Origin of the sequence: Halobacteriovorax sp. RZ-2 (assembly GCF_043196685.1) — a bacterium.
Lineage (GTDB): Bacteria > Bdellovibrionota > Bacteriovoracia > Bacteriovoracales > Bacteriovoracaceae > Halobacteriovorax_A.
Genome location: NZ_JBEBMR010000003.1, coordinates 522,476 through 543,709 on the forward strand (window position 1 = coordinate 522,476; position 21,234 = coordinate 543,709).

Consider the following 21,234-nt stretch of genomic DNA (forward strand, 5'->3'; position numbering starts at 1 on the left):
AATAAAGTGCCAATAAATCATGCATATTTATCGTTATTTCTTCTAAAAACTGACTAAAGTCTAGACAAGGGGGTTGTTATTTAAACAATTCAACTAGTAACTAACTCATTTTCAAAGGGAAATAATGGCATATACTTTGCTCTATATATAGCTATGTCTAGAAGTATATATAGAGCAATATTAACGACATTGATGGGCCTATCACTTGTTACACAAGCAGACCCCTATACTAAAATCTTACTTGGTAAAGATGTCGATAATTTATCGATCTACAAATACTACAAAAGGCATCACATCCAAGATAAGGAATCTCTTGTTGTTATTGGCTCACACTATATCGATAGTGACATGCCTATTGCAGGAACTGGTTTTACAGTACAAAGTGAAGGCCAAAAATTCATCATCACAAACTCTCACTTAGTAGATGGTGATAATAAGTTTTTCATCTACCGTGGGGAGCTACACCCTATTGAAGAAAATAAAACCCTCTCTTGTGCCAACCATGATATTGCCATCATAGAAGTCAACAATACAATACAAGAGACCTTTGGTATTTATAACTCAAAGAATAATAGTCTTTATACGCATGGAATGAATAACTCTCCAAGGAGTCTAATTAAAGACGAGTTTACTTTTGGAGAAAAGAAATCAACAAACTATAATAATAGGCCACTATTTGAAAATTTAAAGACTGGTGAAACACTTTCATATGTACAAATTGGTAATATGTACGACCTTTCTTGTAATTTTTATCCAAGCTCTCCTGAGCCTTATAAAGGTAACGCACTCTTTGTTCCCATTTCTGAAGCAATTAAGGCCATAACGACAGAACCAATTCCTTACAAGCAAAATCATCACAATCAAATTGGTACAATGAACTCAATTATGGATTTGATCTCTCACAATAAGTGTACAATTAACTTAGACTCAAAAGAAAAGGATCATGAAAAGAGTCGTCAATCATTCATCAGTCGTTCGATTATAACTCCATCAAGTATCGTACCTGGTATGAGTGGTTCTCCTCTATTACAAAATAATGATTTAAATCAAAGTAAATATGAAATCGTTGGTATTGCAACTTCCTATGATCGTATCATGCAAAAATCAATTTTTTCTTCTCATTCAAATATCAAAGAGTGTCTTAATAACTATATTCAAGGTAAGCGTGGCCACTTAGATAATGTTCGATTTAAGTACTCAAAAGACTATCAATCAACTTATCGACAAAAATCGTCACAAAACCTCATCGAAGAAATACCAAATTCACATGGTAAGGCAAATGGGGACTTAACAGATTCTCAAATTAAGGAACTCTATGACCTATACCTAACGAAGAAAGAGATAAAGATAGATAATGATAACAAGTTCAATCTTAAGACAATTGAGGTCATAAGAAGCTTCAAGAATGACAGCAAAGATCAAACCATCATCAGAGGTGGAAACGGATATGGAAATGGCGGAGGCCCAATTACGACAAGCTCTATAAATTTTAGAGAAAGAATAAATATCCCAACTGGAATGGCAATCAACAAAAAGCTTGTTATCGGCTTCAAATGTAAGGGACAAGCAGATAAGAAAGCTCATGATTATATTTTTGCAAATTGGGAAGGTCTCTCTTATAGCGAAATTAACCAATGTGAAGAAATAGATAAGAATGACTCTATCGACCTAATTTCACTCTTAAAGAAAAGATTAAAAAGTAGCAAGAGTAGCAACAAAACTGAAAACACGGAAGAGACCTTCTCAATAAGATCATCTCTTAAAATTAAAAAAGATACGATTCTACTTACAATTAAGGGGAAATATCTTAAGAATAAATTTCGAAAGACTGTTAAAATTAATAATGCGCTCCAAGACTTTAGTCCAAGGTTAGAAATAAGGCTCGATGATCAGTATTCGATCATTGCAGATATAAAGGAATTATTCTTCACAGATATGTTAAGTATTTCAAGACGTAGTAGAAACCAAAGACTTGCTGATGCTATACATAGAGACTCTAAGGCCAGAGTATTCTATAGTCTAAAAAAATCAGATAGTACAAAAGGAAGCATTCCACTTATAAATACTTGGGACTAATGAGAAACTCGATCAAGCCTTTACATTTGATTGACGCCGACATCGGCCAGTTAACAAAGCTTTTCTTTGAAGTTGAATACCACAGTGAAGACTTCATCTATATTCAGATCATGATGTCGTACTACCTTAATGACTTAGCAAAGCTTAAGCGTATGCAAGATACACTTACAAAGGATTCGTTCTTCGATGTATTCTTGAAGGCCCGTATCGCAATATTAGAGAACAGATCATATCAAATTAAGAGCATCGATAATTTTAGAGACTCACCTTATCTAGGTGACCTCTTTTTTGCAATGGCACTTATCGCTGCTCAAAAAGAGGATCATTTAGCAGTCAAAGATAATTTTCTCATGGCCCATCATTCATATATGAAAATTGGAGCACAAAAGAAGGCCCTAAATGCACAAATGAATACCATTACAGCAGAAGGAAATATCGATATACGAAAGCGACTACTTTCAAATTATATTGAAGCTCTTGATATACTGATAAAAAGAGGGTCGTTCACAAGTGCTGCAAATATCTGTGTTAATATTGCAGATGAATTTCATAAAGTAGGTGCACAACGAAGCGCTTTTCGCTACCTCGAAAAAGCTCTTAAGCTTCTTGAGGATCAAAATAATACTCTTCAATACGCCCAGGCGCTGACACACCTTTGTGAGACTCAATTCTGTCTTAACCAGAAATTTAATGCAATGAAGACGCTTGAAGAGCTTCATCGTTATGAATTTAAAGAAATAAAAGAATCGACTAAAGCAATTGAAAACCTCTACCTCAATGGTAAGAATAAAATAAATAATGACTCTCTAACAACGGCCTGGAGAATCAGACTAAACAGGACGACAGCAGTGAATCTGTTAGGAGAGCTAAGCGATCAACTCATCCTCCTCCTTGCACACAGGCCTTATCACTTTAGCGAACTTATCGATCAATTGTATCCAAATATAGATGAAATCGATGCAAAGAATCGCTTAACAACACTAATTTCAAGAATTAATAAAAAAGATGATGGATTAATTCAATTTGATCAAGAGGCGCAAACATATACCCTATCTAATAATGAAAAGATAGAGTTTGCCAGTAAGGAGTCAATCAAGTGATAAAGGCCCTTTTAAAAGAAATAGATAAGGATCTATTAGAACACATTGATATAGAGAGTCTGTCACAAGAGCAACTAAAGACTACTCATGACCTATTAAAAGGTGAGAAGAATAATTTATTAAATCGTACGCTTTTCTATCTTCTTTCAGAGAAACTTTATCGTGAGGACTACTCGAAAATAATAGAAGCAGATGTGAATTCTTCAATGAAGGACCCCTTTTATAATTTCGTTTCAGAGTTAATTCAGAAAAAACCTAACCAGGGCCCGTCAAAAATAAAGGGAAAACTTAGTAAGAAAGAAAGTATACTTTTTAATGCTCTAGAAGAAGCAAGATTTAACAGACAAGAGCTTATTTTAATGATCTATGGAGAGGATTGCGACTATCTCAAGGCAGAAACAAGCTTTAAATCACTTCTTTACCGATTTAAAAAGAAGATAGACGGCGAAATAACTATTTCACCAGATGTAATCTATTCAATATCAAGCTAGATACTAATGTAGCAGATTATTTGACGTATCTTTTGTCACTAAATCATGATTAGAATTAACAACAGTAGTAGGAATAACAATTTTAAAAGTTGTGCCTTCATTTGAAGTAGTAAAGTCAATTGTTCCACCTAAGTAATCCACAGACTTTTTAACGATGTACATTCCAATTCCAGTACCAATTGACTTGTCTTCATTAAAGCGCACAAATTGCTCATAAACTTCAGACTTATCATTGCATGGAATCCCTACCCCATTGTCAGCAACCTTTATATAGAGATTATTATAGTCATCATGCATTTCAACATTAACAAATGGAGCACTCTTATTAACATCATAGTATTTAACAGCATTAACTATAATATTACTTAAGATCTGAAAGACCCTTACTCTCTGAGAAGAGTGTCCACGTGAGAGATCAACATCGGTAGAGAATTTGATATTATTTTTCTCAATTAAGTACTCATTTGAAATAACAATATCTGAAATCATTGTTTCAAAATCAAGTTCTTCATCTTTATGGGTAGAGACATCTAATCTTGCTAAATCTAAAAGGCTTGAAATGAGCTCGGCCAAATGCATGACTCGACTTCTAATCTTTTCGACTTTTATTTTTATCTCATCTTCATTAAATCGCTTTGTTTCGATATTTCTAATGATCAAGTCACATAAAATGCTAATTGTTGTTAATGGAGACCTTAAGTCATGTGATGTACGATAAGAAAACTGCAGAAGCTCTTCATTTGTCTGGGAGAGCTTTTTATTTGTACGATCAAGAACTAATAAATCAAAATAGTACATGGCCGCCATCGCCAAAATAAGCAGAACAATTGCAATAACACCAAAACGCGAAATATTCTTAGATATTTCATTTAATTGAGCTTCCTTACTCTCTAATATTCTAATAACTTCTTTAGCTGCAAGGTCTGCCTGGGTATCATCAACTCTTACAAAATTATCTCTTTGTTCCGCCGTAAGAGAAGCATCAAGGTTTTTTAATATCTCTAAATTATCTCGATATTCCTTGGCCGTTGAAAATAGATTATCAAGAGACTTTAATTCCTCATGTGATAGGTTATATTCTTTGGAGCGATTATATGCGATTTCAATCTCATTGAACTTTGAGACGGCCTTTTTATAGTAGCTCTCATCATATCTAACGACATAATTTTTAAAATTATGAATTAGACCGTTATAGCCAAAATTTCCAACAACAGACACAAAGAGATCAATACGCTGATTTAACTCAACGACGGCCTTGCGATTCTTATTAGAGAAGTAATAAGCACAACTAATACTAAGAAGAATAAAGGCCAAAACAGATGCCAGAAATAACTTCTTCTTAAAAATATTAGTGTTTATCAACAATTCAACGACCTTAAAAAAACAATCGTATAAATGATAGTTTAAGAATTAAGTGCTGTAAAATAAATCACATAAATTTGAAATATCAAACAAAAGGTAATTAGGAAAAATTTTTGTTAGTAGAACATAAAGATTAACTAGTGATTCTTCACTGACATACTAAAGTTTTTATCTTTATGATACTGGATGACTATTTTGCGCTTCGGCCGTCTAATGATAAAATTAATAGCATATGAAAAAGTATATCTCTTTACAAAATTTAGCTCTCATAATTGCATTAACTCTATTTGCCTTTAAGCAAGGCCCTAGTATCGCAAATAGCTTCAGACTAAAAGAAAAGAATATTTCAAAAAGACCTGTCAAAACAATTGAAGCTAACCCTAAAAGCATACAATTCCCACCAGACAAGAAGGTGGTTACATTCTTTTGGATGACAACATGTACTCCTTGTAAAATTGAAATGCTACGATTAAAGAAGTCAATTGAAAGTGGAAAAATATCCAAAGGCTCAATCTATGCCGTCAATCCCTTTGAAAGCACTGCCCAGATAAAGAAGTTTCTAAAAAAGAATCCCTATCCTTTTACCTTTATCGAAGATAATGATCTTGGCCATGATCTAGTAATTCAGGCCACGCCTACAACAGTTTTTCTAGACAACGCTAAGGTCAAATACTTTTCAACAGGAATTAGCTTTATGGGGATTTACAAAGCAGAGAATTTTATCTCTAAATAGAAAATTACTTAAGGTGAATTCCTTTTTCTCCAATTAAGACATAATTGGATTCTATTTTTAAACACCTGTTAAATATTTGAACATATAGAAAACGTAACCCACTGTATTTACATGAAAAATATTGGACTCCGCTTTGCTATATTAGTATCAAATAAGATGGAGATTGGTTAAATGAAAAAAGTATTTATTCCTTTAGTATTATTATTTACGACTTCAACGTATGCCACAAAGCTAGAAGAAATAAATCATGCAATTGATCTCACAAACTCGGTAGCAAGCGTCTCAAAGCAGAAGCGTCCGAGGTCATCTATAATATCGAATACACCAAGTTACGATATTTCATTGGATATGAAGAATCTATTAAACTCCATGAAATTGTACAAGATTCAAAAAGAAGAAGGCCTTGAAGATAGAGAAAGAGAAGAATACTTAAAAGCTCTGATTTCAGTGTCATATGAGATTGTTAAACTAAGAAATAAGCCTTCTAACGTTTATGATTTAGACTTTTATAAAATACCTGAAATACTCAACTTTGATGAGAGCTTAAAAAATATTCAAATTGTAGAACTTTTATTAAAGCATCACGTAGACGCCCTCTATAAATCACTAGAAGATGAGCGAGAAGAAACAAATGAAATCATTATGGATACAAAGGCGATACACGAGATCATGCTACTTTCAAAAATTGCTCAAGATAAGAACTTATTGGAACACGAGAGAATTGAACAAATTGTTCAAAGTTGGCGCGAAATTCAAAAAAATAAGCAAGTAATTGCATATAACCCAGACAATTATAACAATGAATACGATTTAAACTCTGCCGAAGCATTTGTGACAGAAGCTGCGCTAAATTTTCTCTTATTAGAGTAGCCCCTAAAGCTTCTTTAATTCAAATTCCTGACCTTGCGTAAAGATAAGAGTCTTCCCATTATCTTTGAATTCGAGTTTGATATGGGCACGTTGAAATTTAAATATTGTATTAGAAAAAGCTTCAAAAGGAATCTCATTCTGAGCATCACTTGATGCTTCCCCTAGAAGAATTCCATTCTCATTTCTAAAAGTAAGCTTAATTGGAAAATCATTACTTCCATATGTTCCATTATACTGATCAAGTATTTCTTTCTTAACTAGGATTGACTCTTGAATGACAGGAATATCAAAATCGTCGCCATAAAATCCGGCCAAAAGAGCAAGAGACATATCGTTAAAATTAAATGACAAGGCATTTGTTAGGTTTACCATAGCAATATCATCTTCAATATTATAGGCAGCGATAGATGCATAACCATCGACGCCACCTGTATGTCCAAAGAAGTATTTGTCAGCATATGGAAACTTCATTAAACCTAATCCATACTCTCCCTCGCCGATAAATTCTTTCATTTTCTTAAGAGAACTTGAATTGATTATTTTTTCTCTAAATAATCCTCTAAGAAATGTTGCAACTTCTAGTGGTGTGGAAGCAATGGCACCAGCACCAAGAGGAACACTCTGATGAGTATTGGTTGCTTCTTCCCAGTTAGCTCTTTTGAAGTAACTAGTGACTTCATTAGATCGACAACTTTTAGCATCATAGACAAAGGTCTCCTGCAAAGAAAGAGGCTTAACAATATAACTAGTTAGTAAGTTTGCATAAGTATCATTTCCCGCCTTTTGAGCAATATAGCTTAAGATGACATAACCAGTATTTGAATACTCATACTTTTCACCAGGCATAAACTCCAACTGATAGCGATAGAAACGCTCCATCATCTGACTTTCAGATTGGGGAGTTTGAGAGTATTCCTTGTAATCAGCAAGATCTGTCATATTTGGAATACCGGTACGATGGCGAAGCAAGTCCTCAATAGTAATCTTATCTGCCTTATCTATCTTTGGATAATAAAGAGAAAGCTTATCAGATAGCTTTAATTTCCCCTCTTCTTCTAACTTCAACATTATTACAGCTGTATATATTTTTGAAACAGAACCGATGCGGAAAATAGGTTCTTCTAACTTTTTATCAAAATGATAATTTCTTTCATAAACAGTCTTACCAGCTTTAACTAAAATAGCGCTTCCCGAAGCGACTTTCTTATTTTCTAAGACTGCAAAGAACTTATCTAATTTTTCTGTATTAATATTAGACTCCTGGCCAGATTGGCATGATAGACAAAGAATTAAAATGACAAAAAGAATTGCTTTTATGATGACCTCTATTGAATTGTAATGACAACACTATATCGGTCTAATTTATTTGTTCCTTAAACAATATCAGTATAGAGAAATCATTATATCAAAGAGATGTCATTAAAGCTCGAATGATTGAATCTTTAAAAGCATGAAACCCCTTATGATATCTCCATTTTGAATGATAGATCATAAAGATATCTTTTTCGACATTAAAGCGAGGGTGTTGTCTGAAAAGGCCCATTGAGTCACCGATAAAAACAGGCAAAATACCATGAGCACTTTGATTACATATTAAATCTCGGATAAAATTAACACTATTTGAACTTACGTACTTATTAGAAAAATGAGTATTTAAATATTCTCTTTGCTCAAAACTATAAAAACTCTCAGCAATATCAGCTGAAAAATCAACAAAAGGCGAATTTTCGCTTAGTCTTTTTGACTTAGAGAATATACCGTATTTCATAGAGCCAACTTTTTTTGATATAAGACTATTTTCAGAAGATGGCCTCCCTAGCCTTAATGCGATATCGGCCTGCCTATCAAATAAACTTTTATTCTCATTCGAAATATTGATCGAACAATTAATCTTTTCGTTATGAGAAAGGCGTTTAAGGAAGTCACTATTAATGAGTGAAAACGCTAAACTCTCCACTGTTGTAAGATTAAATTGAATAATGCCCTCTGAGTTATCGTTAATTAGCGAATTAATATCACGACTCATTTGCTGAGCGACCTCTGTTATCTTCAAACAATATTGTGTTGGCATCATTTTTCGATCTTTTCGAGTGAATAGTGATTTACCAATCTCTTTTTCGAGACCTGTAAGTCGTCTCGAAATCGTTGAAATATCAACATTTAAATCAACAGAGGCAGCAGTCAAAGTACCGTTCTTGGCCACAGATAAAATAAGTTTTAAATCGTTCCAATTTTCCATACTTGTATTTATACAATATTAATTTGCACAGATGCAAGCCTCCTTCAACTAATCCCATGCTAATTTATTATAAAAAAGGAGAATTATGAAAATTATTATTTTAACTATCGGAGTATTATATATGGCAACTCAAGCAAAGGCAGACTTCTCGAAGAATATACCAAAGAGACTTGTTGAATTCACATCAAAACCAAAGAAACCTACTATTACAGCAAAAGATAAGGTGGCACTCGTTATCATCGATGCTCAAAGAGAATACTCTATTGGAAAATTGAAATTATGGGAAATGGAAAAATCAATAAAGGCTTCTGAAAAAGCGCTCAATATAGCAAGGAATTATCATATTCCCATTATCCATATTCAGCACAAAGGTAGCGAGACCTCTGAATTATTTAGAATTGGTACAAAAGAAATGGACTTTATTCCAAGGTTAGCTCCAGTTCATAACGAAAAAGTCATTCAAAAAAGCCTACCAAATTCATTTGCAAAAACAGACCTTCATAATTATTTGACAAAATTGGGCATAAAAAAAGTAATCTTCATAGGTTATATGACCCATATGTGTTTAAGTTCAACAATCAGAGCGGCCCTCGACTTAGGCTATCAATCCTTCACCTTCGTCCAGACAACAACAACTCGTGACTTGAGAGTAAAAGGTGAAGTCATACCAGCAAAAACGATCAGAGATTCAGCATTGGCAGAGTTGGCCGATCGCTTTGTCACTATTCTAGAACTGAGGAAATTTGAAATGACTTTAAAGCAAAAATAATTAACTAGTATAAATAACTGTAATTATATAAATCCAAGAAAAAAGTTAAATGCTTCACATAGTTTTATTTTGACAGACTGCTTAGAAATCCGTACTAAATAATTCTCCAAGCAAAACTTTTTTCTTGGAGAACCAAATGAAGAATTCCCTACTTCTACTTATTTCACTTGTATTTACATCTAACACATCATTCGCATCTTATGACGGATACGATGATTACTATGGCGAAGACATTAACACAGTTGTCGAAACGATAACTTCTTGTCACTACGGTAATTTCAACAAAAAACTTGTCGTTAAAAAAGTGTACTCAGATGTATCTGGAGAAGCTCTATTTAACGAAATTTCAATTGACGGTAAAGCACTTGAAAAAATTGACTACAAATTCGAAGCAAAGAACTTTGTCGACCCATTAACTAACTTATCAAAAGCAGGATATCTTCTAGAACTAAGTCATCAGTCGGCCGACAAGTCTTCGACACTGAGCCTAATTGCATCAAGCTTAGATGCTCACCTCTACAACCCAGATTGGGAGAGCTATGATCTTAGAGGAACACTTAAAATCTCATCAATTTACAATAAAGAAACAACTTATGTTACTCGTTGTAGCATCGAATCAGAAGTTCGCTACGGGACACAAGAAGAAATTGACGTACTTTTTGAAAACTTTGATTACGATTCTTATAACGACAGAAGATAGTAGTCACAATGCTTAAATATATCATTCTAACGATATTTATCACATCAATGTCGAGGGCCACGGTCCTCGACAAAGATGCTTTTCTCAACTGGGTCAAATCAAATGACTTTCAAACACTTACACAAGTTATTGAAAGTATCCCGGAGGAAGACTATCAAAATATGACATTGGCCTATAAGTCAGGGGCGCTTCTACCAGCAGCACCAAATAAGCTAAGGCCTGTGATTTGGAATGAGAAAAATTCATTTGTTATTACCTTTTCAACATTTGAAGCAGATCAACACGAAGAAGATTCAATTGAGGCCATCGCTTGGAATCAAGAAGAGCTTCGCTATGAGCTTCTCGTCCTTGATCTAGAGAATAAGAAATGGCTTATCAATCAAGCGAAGTGTCTAGAGTGTCACGGACAGCGCCCAAAGCCACTATGGGGAGAATATCCGACATGGAACGGTTTTATTGGCCAACGAAATGACTTAATGGGTATTAGAGATCGTAAATATGTGAGTAACTTTTTAAAGAGTTCAGAGTCTCGCGGCGAGGCAGTAAGAAGAAAGATTAAACGCGAAGGTGCTCCATTCCCATTCAGAGTTGCCACGAAAGAATACTTTGACCACAGAGAACACTCGCAGGCCGACCACAGGCCAAATATGCGCCTTGGACAAGTATTTGCCAGACATCATGCCCTTTCTCTTTTTAATGATCTAAAAAAGGCCCTAACACAAGAAGAGCTTAAAAAGCTCTTTTCAATAATCCAATCCAAGAAATACTGGCTCAAAGACACAAAGCTAGAGTTCTATTTTAACAAAGCAGGCCTTACTCTATCTGATCTGGACATTGCTCAAGTTGCCAATCAAGAAATAAAGACGACATGGGAGCATATCTATTTTGATGGAGATGCAGAGATTCTAGAGTACCTTACATGGCAATATTTAAATGATTCAAAAATGACCCTAGGAAATGAAGTTTCATTAGAGAAAAAGTATCCTTTTCACTTCCAAAATAATCTGGATGTAAAAGAGACAATCAGCCTATTCGATACAATTACTAAATGGATACAGCTTGACTTTGAAATGACAGACAGAAACAAGAAGAGAAAGCGCCATCGTGTTGAATAAGTTAATTGAAAGCAATGTGTTTTCATTAACTTAGCTCTTATCATCACCATTAAGTAAGAAATAAATTCACGATTTTCAAAAACGTCACCTCATGTAAATGAGATAAATTCTGATATCCATTACCTTGCCTCCATAACAAAAAACAAAATAAACAAATAAAAATGGAGATGAGAAATGAAAAAATTAGCACTTACTTTATCGCTACTACTGGCAACTCAAACTTTTGCCTTTAACTGTAAAAATGAACTAGCAAGAGATATTCAAATTAGAACTAAATCAACAAGCTATCTTCCATCAAAAATCCCTGGAGAGATGATTAAAGAATGTTTCTCAAAGCAGAAGAATTTAAAAGAGAATCTTATTTATTGTGGTTTTGCTGCCTATATCCCGGGAGCGATTATTGGAGTCTCACTAGGTGCTGGTTTACCAATTCTTGCACCAATTTTTGCAGGATTCGTTCTTGTGATGGAAAACGGAAATAAAGATAAGAATGGAATTTCAGGAATTGATCACAAGCGCCAACTTAAATTAAGTAAGCGTCTCTACAGTGTACTTTCAGGTAACACAAGAGATCTATGGTTAATTAAGAATTATCTTCCGGCCTATAAGCATGTTTCAAATGAAGACTTAATGTCTATTCTAACTAAGATGGATGAAGATGGAAGTCTTTGTAATGGGCCAGGTTTTCGTGATAGAGTTCACAAAATATCGGAAGCAGGACTTAGAGAGCTTGAAAGAAAAAGTGTCGAGGTAGGAGTTAAGCTTAATTGGATGGATCTTCTAACAATTGATGGTGTTGATTCAGTTTTAACAAAAGAATACAAAGAATGGTTTTTATACCGTTACACTTACTTTGATTATACGACTTTTGGACAAGTAATCGATAAGAAGGAACTCAAAAAGGTACTAAAAGAAGAATTTAAGGCCCTAGGTTATCGTCCTAGACACCAAGGTCACTCAAATAGATAATTAAACTAATATATTGGCCCCACTTTAAACTGGGGCCTTTCTTATTTCTTAGCAAGCGAATAAATATAATTCTCAAGGTCTTTAATTTCATTTTCAGTTAAAACATTCTTCCATCCAGGCATTTTCTGTTTATAACTAGAAACAAGTAAGTAGAAATTAAAATTAGGAATTTCTTTAGATAATTCTTGAAGATCAACCTTATCAACACCCCTACCATTTTCACCATGACACTGAGAACACTTATTCATATAAATGCGCCTGCCTCTAAGAACTGATTCGGCACTATAAATACGTGTCACAGGAGTCTTATCCTCACTCTCGGCCACTGGTACAACTCCATGCCTCATGCTCTTATTCTCAAAATGCTGGCGAGATTCAGTGTTAACGCTTGAGCATGAAGAGTAAGCTAGAAATAGCGTAAAAAGTAATATCAAATTCCTCACAATCACCTCTTATTTAACTTCACGTAAGATCATAAGACGACAAGGAGCATGGCCCACCATATACTCGGCAAACGAACTTGAAAATAGCGCAGCTATTCCATGCTTACCTCTTGTTTCAATGATCATTTCATCAATTTTATTTTCTTCGGCATACTCTTTTAGAGCAACCTTAGCAGAACTAGCAAAGAGACATTTTCCAAATACCTTTCCCTTATAGTCTTCAGCGACGATTTCATTAGAAAGCCCCAACAAGAGATCTGAAACTGATTTTTCGATATCTCCCATTTGCCCTTCAAGCGGATAAGAAGCGAAGTAGAAAGTATCGGCATAGACCTGAGTTTCAAATCCGTGCACGAGATGAACCTCATCCCAACGATTCCAGTCGAAATCTTTTAATTGATTCTTATAGGCATTGATAGACTCATCAGTTATATCAACACAAATCATTAGCTTACTCATGGAACCTCCTTATGTTCTTATATCGATATTATCTCTTTATACAATAGTACTCGAATATGACATAGGTCACATTATGGATAAGAAGATCTTAATCTTTATTAATAAACCTTGAAACTGAGTATTTAAACGGAGTAAATACGGATGTCTTAACCCCTGCCTCAAAGAGGACTCTGGCCGTCCACATATTACAAGTATTAAACATATGGTAGCTTCCATTAGCTTCATAAAAGCTATCCTTAACTTGGGTAGAATTATAGTATCCCTTTACTTGAATTTTAATAGGACGTGATTTTTCTAACTTAAAAGAATCTTCTACAAAGTTTAATATAATATTCAATTGCATTGGCGAGACTTTTACATCAGATAGTTTATAAGTATTCTTCGGTAAATTTTGATATTGAGTCACGTGCATGACAGATGAGCTAGGGAGAAATAAAGACGTTGTAAAAATAGGAAGCGTAAGATCTTTCATTTCTGGCACATTCAAAAAGAATTCACGATCCCCCCACCCAAATTCAACATAATTAAAATTCAATCCTTCCTCTACTATAAATGACCTCAACTGCGGACTTATTAGATGCATAGGAAGTAGTATGCCAGTGTGTATTGCTCCCTCCACAATATAAATACGATGAACGGCTTCACCTTGAACATCTCTTTGATGACCAATATAGAAACCTGCCACTGTCATCACAAAATAGATAGCGACAAATAGAGCTGGCGGAATTAGGAAATAGAATGGCCACTTCGTTTTAATTCTCATAAGTCTATAGTATGGTACGTCGATACTTTTCGACAAATTAACATCTTACACTAAGAAACGTATGTAACGAGGTCATATTCGCAGAGTAAGATGACCTACTGGCCTCTATTGTTAGCTTACTTTATATGCATCGACTCTATCTATTAATAGTACTAATGATACTAAAGCCAACATACATTAATCATACAAAATAGCTTCTTAACTAACTGAAACTACCAAAAGTAACGACGTACTGTTTATTATAATTTCTTATATTTACTTAAAAGCTCTAGCAATTTCTTTTCATCGTAACTATCAATATGGGCAAATGGGAAATCATATTTTCTGTTATGTATAGTTTGAAACACTAAAGCTTTATTACCGTAAATACTTTTAATAAAAAAAGACTCTAGTTCCTCTAACAAGAAAGTATGTTTTTTAAAAAATAGGCCATTAAAAAATGTAATACGAAGATCATCCACTTCGATATAAATTTCTTTTTTTCCATATAAAAAGATATGAAAAGCTGTTCCTAGCATTGTAGTTAAAGAAAGAAGCGCTAAGGCAATGACAGCAGTTTGTTGAATTCTACTTAAGCTCTCATCATCTACAATTAGAAAACAAAAGAGTAGCAATGTCATGCACATCGGTAACACAAAGACGAAGTATATGGACCACTTTAACATTATAGATTTTTTATAATTAATTCTCATATAAATATCTTCCTAAAAAACCTTCATCTATAGTTTTAAAGTGTCATCCGCACTACCTGTCCTTGCGAAACGAACCTTATCTCCTTCCTTTGAATCAATAAACCGATAACCAACATGTTTTTTCACATAAAAAATATCAGAATCGAACTTTAAACGATAACCACTATCAAGGAGCTTTCTAATCCTGATATTGTTGCCATTCTTTATCAAATAATAAGCATATCCTCCTAAAGTAAGGATAGTGAATAACACAAAAAGAAATCGCTCCGTATTGCTTTTAAAATAATTTGCAAACGGACCTTTTTGTAAAATTTGACGATTATGGCCAGTTGGACACTCTATTTCCCTTTCAAATCTTGGAGAGATTAGAATAATCAACTTTTTATTCATATATTCATCTCATATATACTAAAGAATTCACTCACGACTGATATTATAGGTATTATTACAAACCATAAAAGCCCCCAGTTATTGATGTTCACAAAAAGACGTTTTATCGTTTTATAAAAAAAGTAAGTTTCAATAATTCCAAAAACTATAAACAACCAGAAAAGTAGATTCAAGCTTTCTAAAGCACTTTTTGGTTCACTATAGATGAATACATAAAATGGAATAGTAATAATTATTGGTATAGTAAAATATGTACTGAACAAAATTAGAATGTATCTAATCTTATCTGAGCGAGCTTCCTTGACCCCAGACCAATGAAGATTCTTTTTGAACCACCAAGTTACGGGGTACCACAGAAGAAAGTATGAAATAAAACTGAAAAGTAGCGTGTATGTAAATAAATCAGTCCAACTTGGATTATGGTAATACGTATAAAAAAAGCTCTCTTTATTAAAAGCAAATGGTATTTCAAGCGTTTTAAAGTCAAGCATTCTATTATAATAAAGAATTGCAAAACAATTCATAAAATTGAAGAAATATAATATGAAGCGATTTGGGCCATTGCTATTTTCTTCAAAATAAGAAACTGGGTTAAAATATAGTTTCAGTATTGAATTCGAGTTATTTAACACTTACTTACTCCTACTCACTAAGATGAAAAATAAGAAAATAATCAATTACTAATTTTTAAAATACCAATAAGAAATAAACACATCACTACCTTTTTCAACGATAGTATTTACTTCGAGTCCAGTATCAGAAGCATCTGCATATATCTTACTTAAGTCATATGGATGGACCTTCACTTCTTTATTTGATTTCACAACAACGAAGAGCAACGTTTTCTCTATCGTCTGATTAAGCTCTAACGGTATTGATATACCACGAGAGTCACCAGAGTTTATTTTTTCATAGATGACCTTAGTACCCGACTTATAAGTAAAAGAACCTCCTTGGATAGCAGGAGCCGAATCCAAGGTGTAATACTTCAACGTTTCGCTGTAATCGTTATTCTTAAATGTTAGCTTATGCAAATCAACAGCTTTGCCATTTTTGATCTGTACAAACTTCCCTTGCTGATCCTCACCATCGATAAATATAAAATAGGTTCCATCAAATAAGTTTCGAAGCTCACCATCACTAATTTTCTGAGAAACAGTTTTCCATCGTTCAATTTCTTCTTCAACAAAGCTAATGTAGGCATTCTTTCCTTCAAACTTTTTTGGCAGTTTGACTACTCCATCTCCCCTTATATAAGTCATGTAAAGCTCAGACTTATAATCTCCTTCGCGGTAAACAAGCTTCACATTAGCTTTATCATAAAGATGATTTAGCTTTAAATTAATCTGATTACTTTGAATGCTAAAACCAGCATCACCTAGTATTTTTTCTTCTAGGTATACTTCTATCTTAGCTTTTGAGGTATCAAGCGGATATTTTAGCTCTATGCTTTCTTGAAATGACTGGTTATTAAAGTAAACTATATTTGGAATTTCTTTAAAACCATTTTTAAGATTTAAACCAACATGTTTTTTATAGAAAACATAAGTTTTGCTTAAAATTACTTTATCACCTGTTTGCTTGAATAGCTCTACAACATTTTTCTCTTTTAAGGTGCTGACATCAAAGCTAGGCCTCTCGACTCTTTTTTTGTTTATCTTCCAAATGGCAGTTGCACCATCAAAAAAGCCGTCACCAATATACTCACATGTAACAACATCAACCGTGTCTTCTTCATTACACACGATATTAACAAGTTGGAAGTCACTTAGTTTAACGGCATCAATATCTTTATGATTTGACTTAAGGTCACTTGCTCTAAGCGAAGCACACAAGAATATAAGAAATAGATATAGTTTCATACGTGTACTCATCGTCATATTATGACATAGAAATGAATATATTCAGGAACTTATGAATAAATCAAGTTATGAAGTACAACTAACTGAAATGAATACTAAGCTTCTAACTACTGCAAAATTACGACAAGATGATTTATTCTTTCCAAGCAGCATTCTGAATAACAACGTGATAACCATCTGGGTCGACAAATGTTTTCCCTAGTACCTTCAGTTTCAGGTGTCTTTACGCATGACCATGCGTAAAGAAAAAGCATCTGGAAAGATTACTCATATGGTACGTCGATACTTTTCGACAAATTAGCATCTTACACTAAGAAACGTATGTAACGAGGTCATATTCGCGGAGTAAGATGACTTTCTGGCCTCTATTGTTAGCTTACTTTATATGCATCGACTCTATCTATTAATAGTACTAATGATTCTAAAGCCAACATACATTAATCATACAAAATAGCTTCTTAACTAACTGAAACTACCAAAAGTATCGACGTACTAATTTACTGCTGGTATGCGATGAATTTGCCCGACTCCTCCCATCCTGGTCGTCGCTGGATAGTTCGGCATTAAATACCATCGTGGTATTTAACGCCTCCCAAACCGGGAGAATACATGTTTAAATCGAGCTTATCTTCAGGTTAAAAAAGAAAACCCAGGACAAGCCTGGGTTTTTCTTTTTGAATTTGGAAGATTCGATAGATTCTCCAATATATCAATAAGTTAAGTATTCAATTAAGCACTTCTAAGCACAGCCTAACGTGACGATAATTCGACAATCTCTACCAACAATAACACTTTACTTCTTTGTATATAAAAAACACTACTTCTTCAACTTACCTGTACATACTTCAATTTCAATTTGACCTGAATTAGTGTCTAGAATTAGTGCATCATTATTTATTTTAAAATCTTCTATAAAATCAAGGCTGATATTCCACATACACCTAAAGTTAAGATCATAGAAGCAAGCTCCAATCTCAAATAGGACTATTATGCCAACATCATTAAAAGGGATTATTTCAGATATATAGAAATCAAGATCTGCCTCTCCCAACAAGCGACCAAAATCATCTAATTGAAAAAGTTTTTTATCTAACCCGATAAATATGCGTTTATCTGTTTCAAATACAACGACAGGAGGAAAATAAGCGTCATTAAAATATTTTAGACCAATAGTAAAGTTATCAAATTTTACTATTGAATAATTAGATATCGACTCATCTTGAGATGATAATTCATTTAAGCTCTCACTCTTTAATCTTTTTAAATAATCCAAGCGACTTAGCCTTCTCTCTATTTTGAACATCGTATAATTCCTTTATTCTTTGAATTTAGATTACTTTTTTAATCCACTTTTTAATATAACAGTAATTAGCTGATCTCCATCCAAAATAGATTCAACCTTTAAATGTCCTTTTTTTCCTGATATTAAGCTTTCTCTAAGCACTCGACCATTTGGTAAATCTGACTTAGAAATATTTGTAGGGTCTTTTAGAACATTTAAATTAAAGATTTATACGTCGTCCTTCTTTAAGAGAAGCAGCTGTCTTTTTAATATTAATTCTACCATCTAAATTTAGCACACTCTGAATATTACCTTTTTTGTTAAAAACCTCTAAGTGAATCTTATGTAATCCATCTAAGTATAAATAGTCATCTTTTTTTAAGATATCAAATCCCGAAATTTTGTCTGTAACTTTCATATATAGACTGACCTTGTATGGTCTGAGACGTTTTAGTTTTTGTATTTTTAAGTATAGAACCAAAAGAACTCGAAAAAAATTCATTCATGTTCGATACTGTTTAGTTGTTTTTCCGGCGGAACTAATTAAAATATCAACTCCCTTTCCTACCGAGTACTTCCCTTATATGAGAATAATTTATTGATTATGAATTTAAATATTCATCATATAGATCAGTATTTTGAACAAAGGTGTCAATTTCTTCAACTAAATTAGAAAAATGAGTTACGATATCAAGTGCATTCGCACGCATTCTTATAAGAGGCTCAATTGTTTCTACAGATTTTCCACGATCCAATAAATTTAAAAGCTGAATTATCTCATCATTAAAGCAATTTATATCTTCGTATAAATCAGCCTTTGAAGTTTCAATTTCATCCTCTATAGCAGACATCTTTAAACTTTTAACTTTCGACAATAATTCAAGCTGAGCTAATACTTTATATGCATTTTTAATATTTATTTCCATTATATTTTCCTTACATTATATATTTATACGTCGCCCTTCTTTAAGTGCAGTAGCCGTCTTCTTAATATTAATTGTACCGTCCAAATTCAAAACACACAAAACCTGACCAGTGCCACTAAAAACTTCAAGATGGTTCTTATGTAACCCATCTAAGTAGAAGTAATTTCCCTTAATCAAATTTTTAATACCAGAGACTTTGTCAGTCACTTTATATATAGACTGGCCTTGTATGGTCTGAGACGTTTTAGTTGTTGTATTTTTTATTATTCGGTTCCAGGTGCCTTTTCGTTGGGCATGCGTAAAGAAAAAGCTCCTGGAGCGACTCCTAAAAAAATACTTGAAATCTTATTTTTCTTTTATTTTTGATATTATCTCTTTGAGAATATACTCCCACTTATTTCTAATCATATAATTCTCTCTAAGGCTAACACCTTCATATCGACTAGACGGGAAAAGCCAAAATAACGAAGATGAGATTGCTCCGTAGTTTTCTGTATATTGAATATTTTTAAAATTGACTTGATCTTTTTTAGAGTAGATTCGAATGTCGTAATCACCTTCATATGTCCAATATGACGGAATAACTCCAAGAGTTAAAGCGCTAAATACAAGACCATACATTCCAGTCCCACTGCCATGGAAATAGAATGGAGAGAGAACCCTGACATCTACATAGTAATCTGTATCGAATTCTATAGGATGCTCTCTATCAAATTCCTCTATCGACGTATATCTTGTAGCTATTTTATCAAAATTTTCCTCAACATCACATTTTACAAAATTGAATAAATTGATCTTTTTAACAACATCACATTCGTAACTATTTTTCACAGTACTCTTAATAAACCAGTTCTTATTATCCCAGGAGCTTTGATCACTAACATCATGTAATTTAACAAAACGAAAAGTTACTGAACTTTTAACTTGTTCGATGCCTGTTAAATCAACAGACTTATATTCATCACCAGTATAGATAGTCGCACAACTTAAAAGTATTTGAGAAAGTAATGAGAGAATTATCAAACGCATTATTTATTATAGCGCAGATATGAAAATGTTCACTAAATTTTATTTTGATCAAAAGAGATAGGTTTGGGTTAGGTGATATGCGATGGATTTGCCCGACTCCTCCCATCCTGGTCGTCGCTGGATAGTTCGGCATTAAATACCATCGTGGTATTTAACGCCTCCCAAACCGGGAGAATACATGTTTAAATCGAGCTTATCTTCAGGTTAAAAAAGAAAACCCAGGACAAGCCTGGGTTTTTCTTTTTGAATTTGGAGGACGAGACCGGATTTGAACCGGTGAAAAACAGTTTTGCAAACTGCCCTATTAGACCACTCTAGCACCCGTCCGCAGAATGATTTTAGATTTCCTATAATATGGATATTTTTTAATAAGTCAATTTAAATGCTTAAAAATATTGACCTGCCACTAATGCGGCAGGCCTATACTTAAGTATAAAAAAAACAGGATGCGTGGCCGTTAAGCTTCGCGGATAACGTACTTGTCTTTACCCTCATCAACCATTTCTCTTAGTTCTTTACCAACTTTGAAAAATGGAACCTTTTTTGGTGGTACTTTTACTACCTTACCAGTCTTTGGGTTACGACCTTCGTACGCTTTATAATTACGGTTTGCGAAAGATCCGAAACCTCTGATTTCGATTCTTTCATCATTGAATAAAGCATTGATCATGTCATCAAAACAAATATTAACAACAGTCTCGGCCTGCTTGTGCGTTACATTTGCTTGCTTTTCGATTGCTGCAATTAAATCTGCTTTTGTCATTTTAATCTCCTCTCGATATGAGAACTCTTTCGAGCACAAACTCAATCCTATGATTTTTAGTTACTTCACTTATCGTCCAAGTCGCTAAAAACATTAGGAATATTTATTGTGCCACAAAAACTTTACTATCATTATACACTAGATTTTATTTCCCAATAGTATAACTACTTAAAATTACGTTTATTTTCACACAATTTCAAT

Annotated in this window: 23 protein-coding genes and 1 tRNA gene; 9 read left to right on the forward strand and 15 right to left on the reverse strand. The window is 33.6% G+C overall.

Features of this window, described 5'->3' with window-relative positions; translation table 11 throughout:
- Positions 1-153 precede the first annotated feature (153 nt).
- The 3 genes from ABMA78_RS14040 to ABMA78_RS14050 are packed head-to-tail and all read left to right on the forward strand — an operon-like array spanning position 154 to position 3,667.
- Positions 154-2,076, forward strand: a complete 1,923-nt coding sequence (locus ABMA78_RS14040) for a hypothetical protein (protein ID WP_392860932.1) — start codon at positions 154-156, stop codon at positions 2,074-2,076.
- Entirely contained in the window at positions 2,076-3,176 is a 1,101-nt protein-coding gene (locus tag ABMA78_RS14045) for a hypothetical protein (protein ID WP_392860934.1), read from the forward strand. The genes ABMA78_RS14040 and ABMA78_RS14045 overlap by 1 nt, the downstream gene beginning before the upstream one ends.
- Positions 3,173-3,667, forward strand: a complete 495-nt coding sequence (locus ABMA78_RS14050) for a hypothetical protein (RefSeq protein WP_392860935.1) — start codon at positions 3,173-3,175, stop codon at positions 3,665-3,667. Before ABMA78_RS14045 ends, ABMA78_RS14050 begins: the two co-directional genes overlap by 4 nt.
- A 3-nt stretch (positions 3,668-3,670) precedes the next feature.
- On the opposite strand, the gene ABMA78_RS14055 is transcribed toward ABMA78_RS14050, so the two are convergent.
- On the reverse strand, positions 3,671-5,032 hold the full coding sequence (locus ABMA78_RS14055; protein ID WP_392860937.1) for a sensor histidine kinase: 1,362 nt from the start codon (positions 5,030-5,032) through the stop codon (positions 3,671-3,673).
- A 229-nt stretch (positions 5,033-5,261) separates the two neighbouring features.
- On the opposite strand from ABMA78_RS14055, the gene ABMA78_RS14060 reads away from it, so the two are divergent.
- Positions 5,262-5,762 (forward strand): TlpA disulfide reductase family protein, encoded by a 501-nt coding sequence (locus tag ABMA78_RS14060; protein ID WP_392860938.1) that lies wholly within the window; start codon positions 5,262-5,264, stop codon positions 5,760-5,762.
- Between the two features lie 171 nt (positions 5,763-5,933).
- Positions 5,934-6,632 carry a hypothetical protein gene (locus ABMA78_RS14065; RefSeq protein WP_392860940.1) on the forward strand — a complete coding sequence of 233 codons (699 nt, stop codon included), beginning with the start codon at positions 5,934-5,936 and terminating at the stop codon, positions 6,630-6,632.
- 3 nt (positions 6,633-6,635) lie between these two features.
- Here the strand turns inward: ABMA78_RS14065 and ABMA78_RS14070 are convergent, their stop codons facing one another.
- Both ABMA78_RS14070 and ABMA78_RS14075 read right to left on the reverse strand, forming a co-directional pair.
- Positions 6,636-7,961 (reverse strand): serine hydrolase domain-containing protein, encoded by a 1,326-nt coding sequence (locus ABMA78_RS14070; protein WP_392861022.1) that lies wholly within the window; start codon positions 7,959-7,961, stop codon positions 6,636-6,638.
- Positions 7,962-8,037: 76 nt separating this feature from the next.
- Positions 8,038-8,871 carry a LysR family transcriptional regulator gene (locus ABMA78_RS14075; RefSeq protein WP_392860942.1) on the reverse strand — a complete coding sequence of 278 codons (834 nt, stop codon included), beginning with the start codon at positions 8,869-8,871 and terminating at the stop codon, positions 8,038-8,040.
- A gap of 85 nt (positions 8,872-8,956) precedes the next feature.
- Between ABMA78_RS14075 and ABMA78_RS14080 the strand changes: the two genes are divergently transcribed.
- The 4 genes from ABMA78_RS14080 to ABMA78_RS14095 all read left to right on the forward strand — a co-directional run bounded on the left by ABMA78_RS14080 (position 8,957) and on the right by ABMA78_RS14095 (position 12,424).
- The gene (locus ABMA78_RS14080) at positions 8,957-9,640 is read left to right on the forward strand and encodes a cysteine hydrolase family protein (RefSeq protein ID WP_392860943.1); all 684 of its coding nucleotides are present in this window, start codon (positions 8,957-8,959) and stop codon (positions 9,638-9,640) included.
- Between the two features lie 136 nt (positions 9,641-9,776).
- The gene (locus ABMA78_RS14085) at positions 9,777-10,340 is read left to right on the forward strand and encodes a hypothetical protein (RefSeq protein ID WP_392860945.1); all 564 of its coding nucleotides are present in this window, start codon (positions 9,777-9,779) and stop codon (positions 10,338-10,340) included.
- Between the two features lie 8 nt (positions 10,341-10,348).
- The gene (locus ABMA78_RS14090; RefSeq protein ID WP_392860947.1) at positions 10,349-11,455 is read left to right on the forward strand and encodes a hypothetical protein; all 1,107 of its coding nucleotides are present in this window, start codon (positions 10,349-10,351) and stop codon (positions 11,453-11,455) included.
- A gap of 174 nt (positions 11,456-11,629) precedes the next feature.
- Positions 11,630-12,424 carry a hypothetical protein gene (locus tag ABMA78_RS14095; protein ID WP_392860948.1) on the forward strand — a complete coding sequence of 265 codons (795 nt, stop codon included), beginning with the start codon at positions 11,630-11,632 and terminating at the stop codon, positions 12,422-12,424.
- Positions 12,425-12,465: 41 nt separating this feature from the next.
- On the opposite strand, the gene ABMA78_RS14100 is transcribed toward ABMA78_RS14095, so the two are convergent.
- The 12 genes from ABMA78_RS14100 to ABMA78_RS14155 form a co-directional block, all read right to left on the reverse strand.
- Complete coding sequence (locus tag ABMA78_RS14100; RefSeq protein ID WP_392860950.1) at positions 12,466-12,867, reverse strand: c-type cytochrome; 402 nt, start codon at positions 12,865-12,867, stop codon at positions 12,466-12,468.
- Positions 12,868-12,876: 9 nt separating this feature from the next.
- Positions 12,877-13,326 (reverse strand): universal stress protein, encoded by a 450-nt coding sequence (locus ABMA78_RS14105; RefSeq protein ID WP_392860951.1) that lies wholly within the window; start codon positions 13,324-13,326, stop codon positions 12,877-12,879.
- An 88-nt stretch (positions 13,327-13,414) separates the two neighbouring features.
- On the reverse strand, positions 13,415-14,125 hold the full coding sequence (locus ABMA78_RS14110) for a DUF2459 domain-containing protein (RefSeq protein ID WP_392860953.1): 711 nt from the start codon (positions 14,123-14,125) through the stop codon (positions 13,415-13,417).
- Between the two features lie 203 nt (positions 14,126-14,328).
- Positions 14,329-14,709, reverse strand: coding sequence for a hypothetical protein (locus ABMA78_RS14115; RefSeq protein ID WP_392860955.1), 381 nt, complete (start codon positions 14,707-14,709; stop codon positions 14,329-14,331).
- Between the two features lie 99 nt (positions 14,710-14,808).
- Positions 14,809-15,171 (reverse strand): hypothetical protein, encoded by a 363-nt coding sequence (locus ABMA78_RS14120; protein WP_392860957.1) that lies wholly within the window; start codon positions 15,169-15,171, stop codon positions 14,809-14,811.
- A gap of 680 nt (positions 15,172-15,851) precedes the next feature.
- The gene (locus tag ABMA78_RS14125) at positions 15,852-17,033 is read right to left on the reverse strand and encodes a hypothetical protein (protein WP_392860958.1); all 1,182 of its coding nucleotides are present in this window, start codon (positions 17,031-17,033) and stop codon (positions 15,852-15,854) included.
- 817 nt (positions 17,034-17,850) lie between these two features.
- Entirely contained in the window at positions 17,851-18,336 is a 486-nt protein-coding gene (locus ABMA78_RS14130; RefSeq protein WP_392860960.1) for a hypothetical protein, read from the reverse strand.
- A gap of 199 nt (positions 18,337-18,535) precedes the next feature.
- Entirely contained in the window at positions 18,536-18,733 is a 198-nt protein-coding gene (locus ABMA78_RS14135; RefSeq protein WP_392860962.1) for a hypothetical protein, read from the reverse strand.
- Positions 18,734-18,917: 184 nt separating this feature from the next.
- Positions 18,918-19,241: a hypothetical protein gene (locus ABMA78_RS14140; RefSeq protein ID WP_392860964.1), complete on the reverse strand. Its 324-nt coding sequence runs from the start codon at positions 19,239-19,241 to the stop codon at positions 18,918-18,920.
- Between the two features lie 345 nt (positions 19,242-19,586).
- Entirely contained in the window at positions 19,587-20,270 is a 684-nt protein-coding gene (locus ABMA78_RS14145; protein WP_392860966.1) for a hypothetical protein, read from the reverse strand.
- A gap of 250 nt (positions 20,271-20,520) precedes the next feature.
- Positions 20,521-20,597, reverse strand: a tRNA-Cys gene (locus ABMA78_RS14150).
- 130 nt (positions 20,598-20,727) lie between these two features.
- Complete coding sequence (locus ABMA78_RS14155; RefSeq protein WP_021266755.1) at positions 20,728-21,033, reverse strand: HU family DNA-binding protein; 306 nt, start codon at positions 21,031-21,033, stop codon at positions 20,728-20,730.
- Between the last annotated feature and the right edge of the window lie 201 nt (positions 21,034-21,234).

Coding starts and splice junctions, on each gene's coding strand:
- ABMA78_RS14040 (WP_392860932.1), top strand. CDS start 154: ATGTCTAGAAGTATATATAGAGCAATATTAACGACATTGATGGGCCTA.
- ABMA78_RS14045 (WP_392860934.1), top strand. CDS start 2,076: ATGAGAAACTCGATCAAGCCTTTACATTTGATTGACGCCGACATCGGC.
- ABMA78_RS14060 (WP_392860938.1), top strand. CDS start 5,262: ATGAAAAAGTATATCTCTTTACAAAATTTAGCTCTCATAATTGCATTA.
- ABMA78_RS14065 (WP_392860940.1), top strand. CDS start 5,934: ATGAAAAAAGTATTTATTCCTTTAGTATTATTATTTACGACTTCAACG.
- ABMA78_RS14075 (WP_392860942.1), bottom strand. CDS start 8,871: ATGGAAAATTGGAACGATTTAAAACTTATTTTATCTGTGGCCAAGAAC.
- ABMA78_RS14080 (WP_392860943.1), top strand. CDS start 8,957: ATGAAAATTATTATTTTAACTATCGGAGTATTATATATGGCAACTCAA.
- ABMA78_RS14085 (WP_392860945.1), top strand. CDS start 9,777: ATGAAGAATTCCCTACTTCTACTTATTTCACTTGTATTTACATCTAAC.
- ABMA78_RS14090 (WP_392860947.1), top strand. CDS start 10,349: ATGCTTAAATATATCATTCTAACGATATTTATCACATCAATGTCGAGG.
- ABMA78_RS14095 (WP_392860948.1), top strand. CDS start 11,630: ATGAAAAAATTAGCACTTACTTTATCGCTACTACTGGCAACTCAAACT.
- ABMA78_RS14105 (WP_392860951.1), bottom strand. CDS start 13,326: ATGAGTAAGCTAATGATTTGTGTTGATATAACTGATGAGTCTATCAAT.
- ABMA78_RS14115 (WP_392860955.1), bottom strand. CDS start 14,709: ATGACATTGCTACTCTTTTGTTTTCTAATTGTAGATGATGAGAGCTTA.
- ABMA78_RS14120 (WP_392860957.1), bottom strand. CDS start 15,171: ATGAATAAAAAGTTGATTATTCTAATCTCTCCAAGATTTGAAAGGGAA.
- ABMA78_RS14125 (WP_392860958.1), bottom strand. CDS start 17,033: ATGAAACTATATCTATTTCTTATATTCTTGTGTGCTTCGCTTAGAGCA.
- ABMA78_RS14130 (WP_392860960.1), bottom strand. CDS start 18,336: ATGTTCAAAATAGAGAGAAGGCTAAGTCGCTTGGATTATTTAAAAAGA.
- ABMA78_RS14135 (WP_392860962.1), bottom strand. CDS start 18,733: ATGAAAGTTACAGACAAAATTTCGGGATTTGATATCTTAAAAAAAGAT.
- ABMA78_RS14140 (WP_392860964.1), bottom strand. CDS start 19,241: ATGGAAATAAATATTAAAAATGCATATAAAGTATTAGCTCAGCTTGAA.
- ABMA78_RS14145 (WP_392860966.1), bottom strand. CDS start 20,270: ATGCGTTTGATAATTCTCTCATTACTTTCTCAAATACTTTTAAGTTGT.
- ABMA78_RS14155 (WP_021266755.1), bottom strand. CDS start 21,033: ATGACAAAAGCAGATTTAATTGCAGCAATCGAAAAGCAAGCAAATGTA.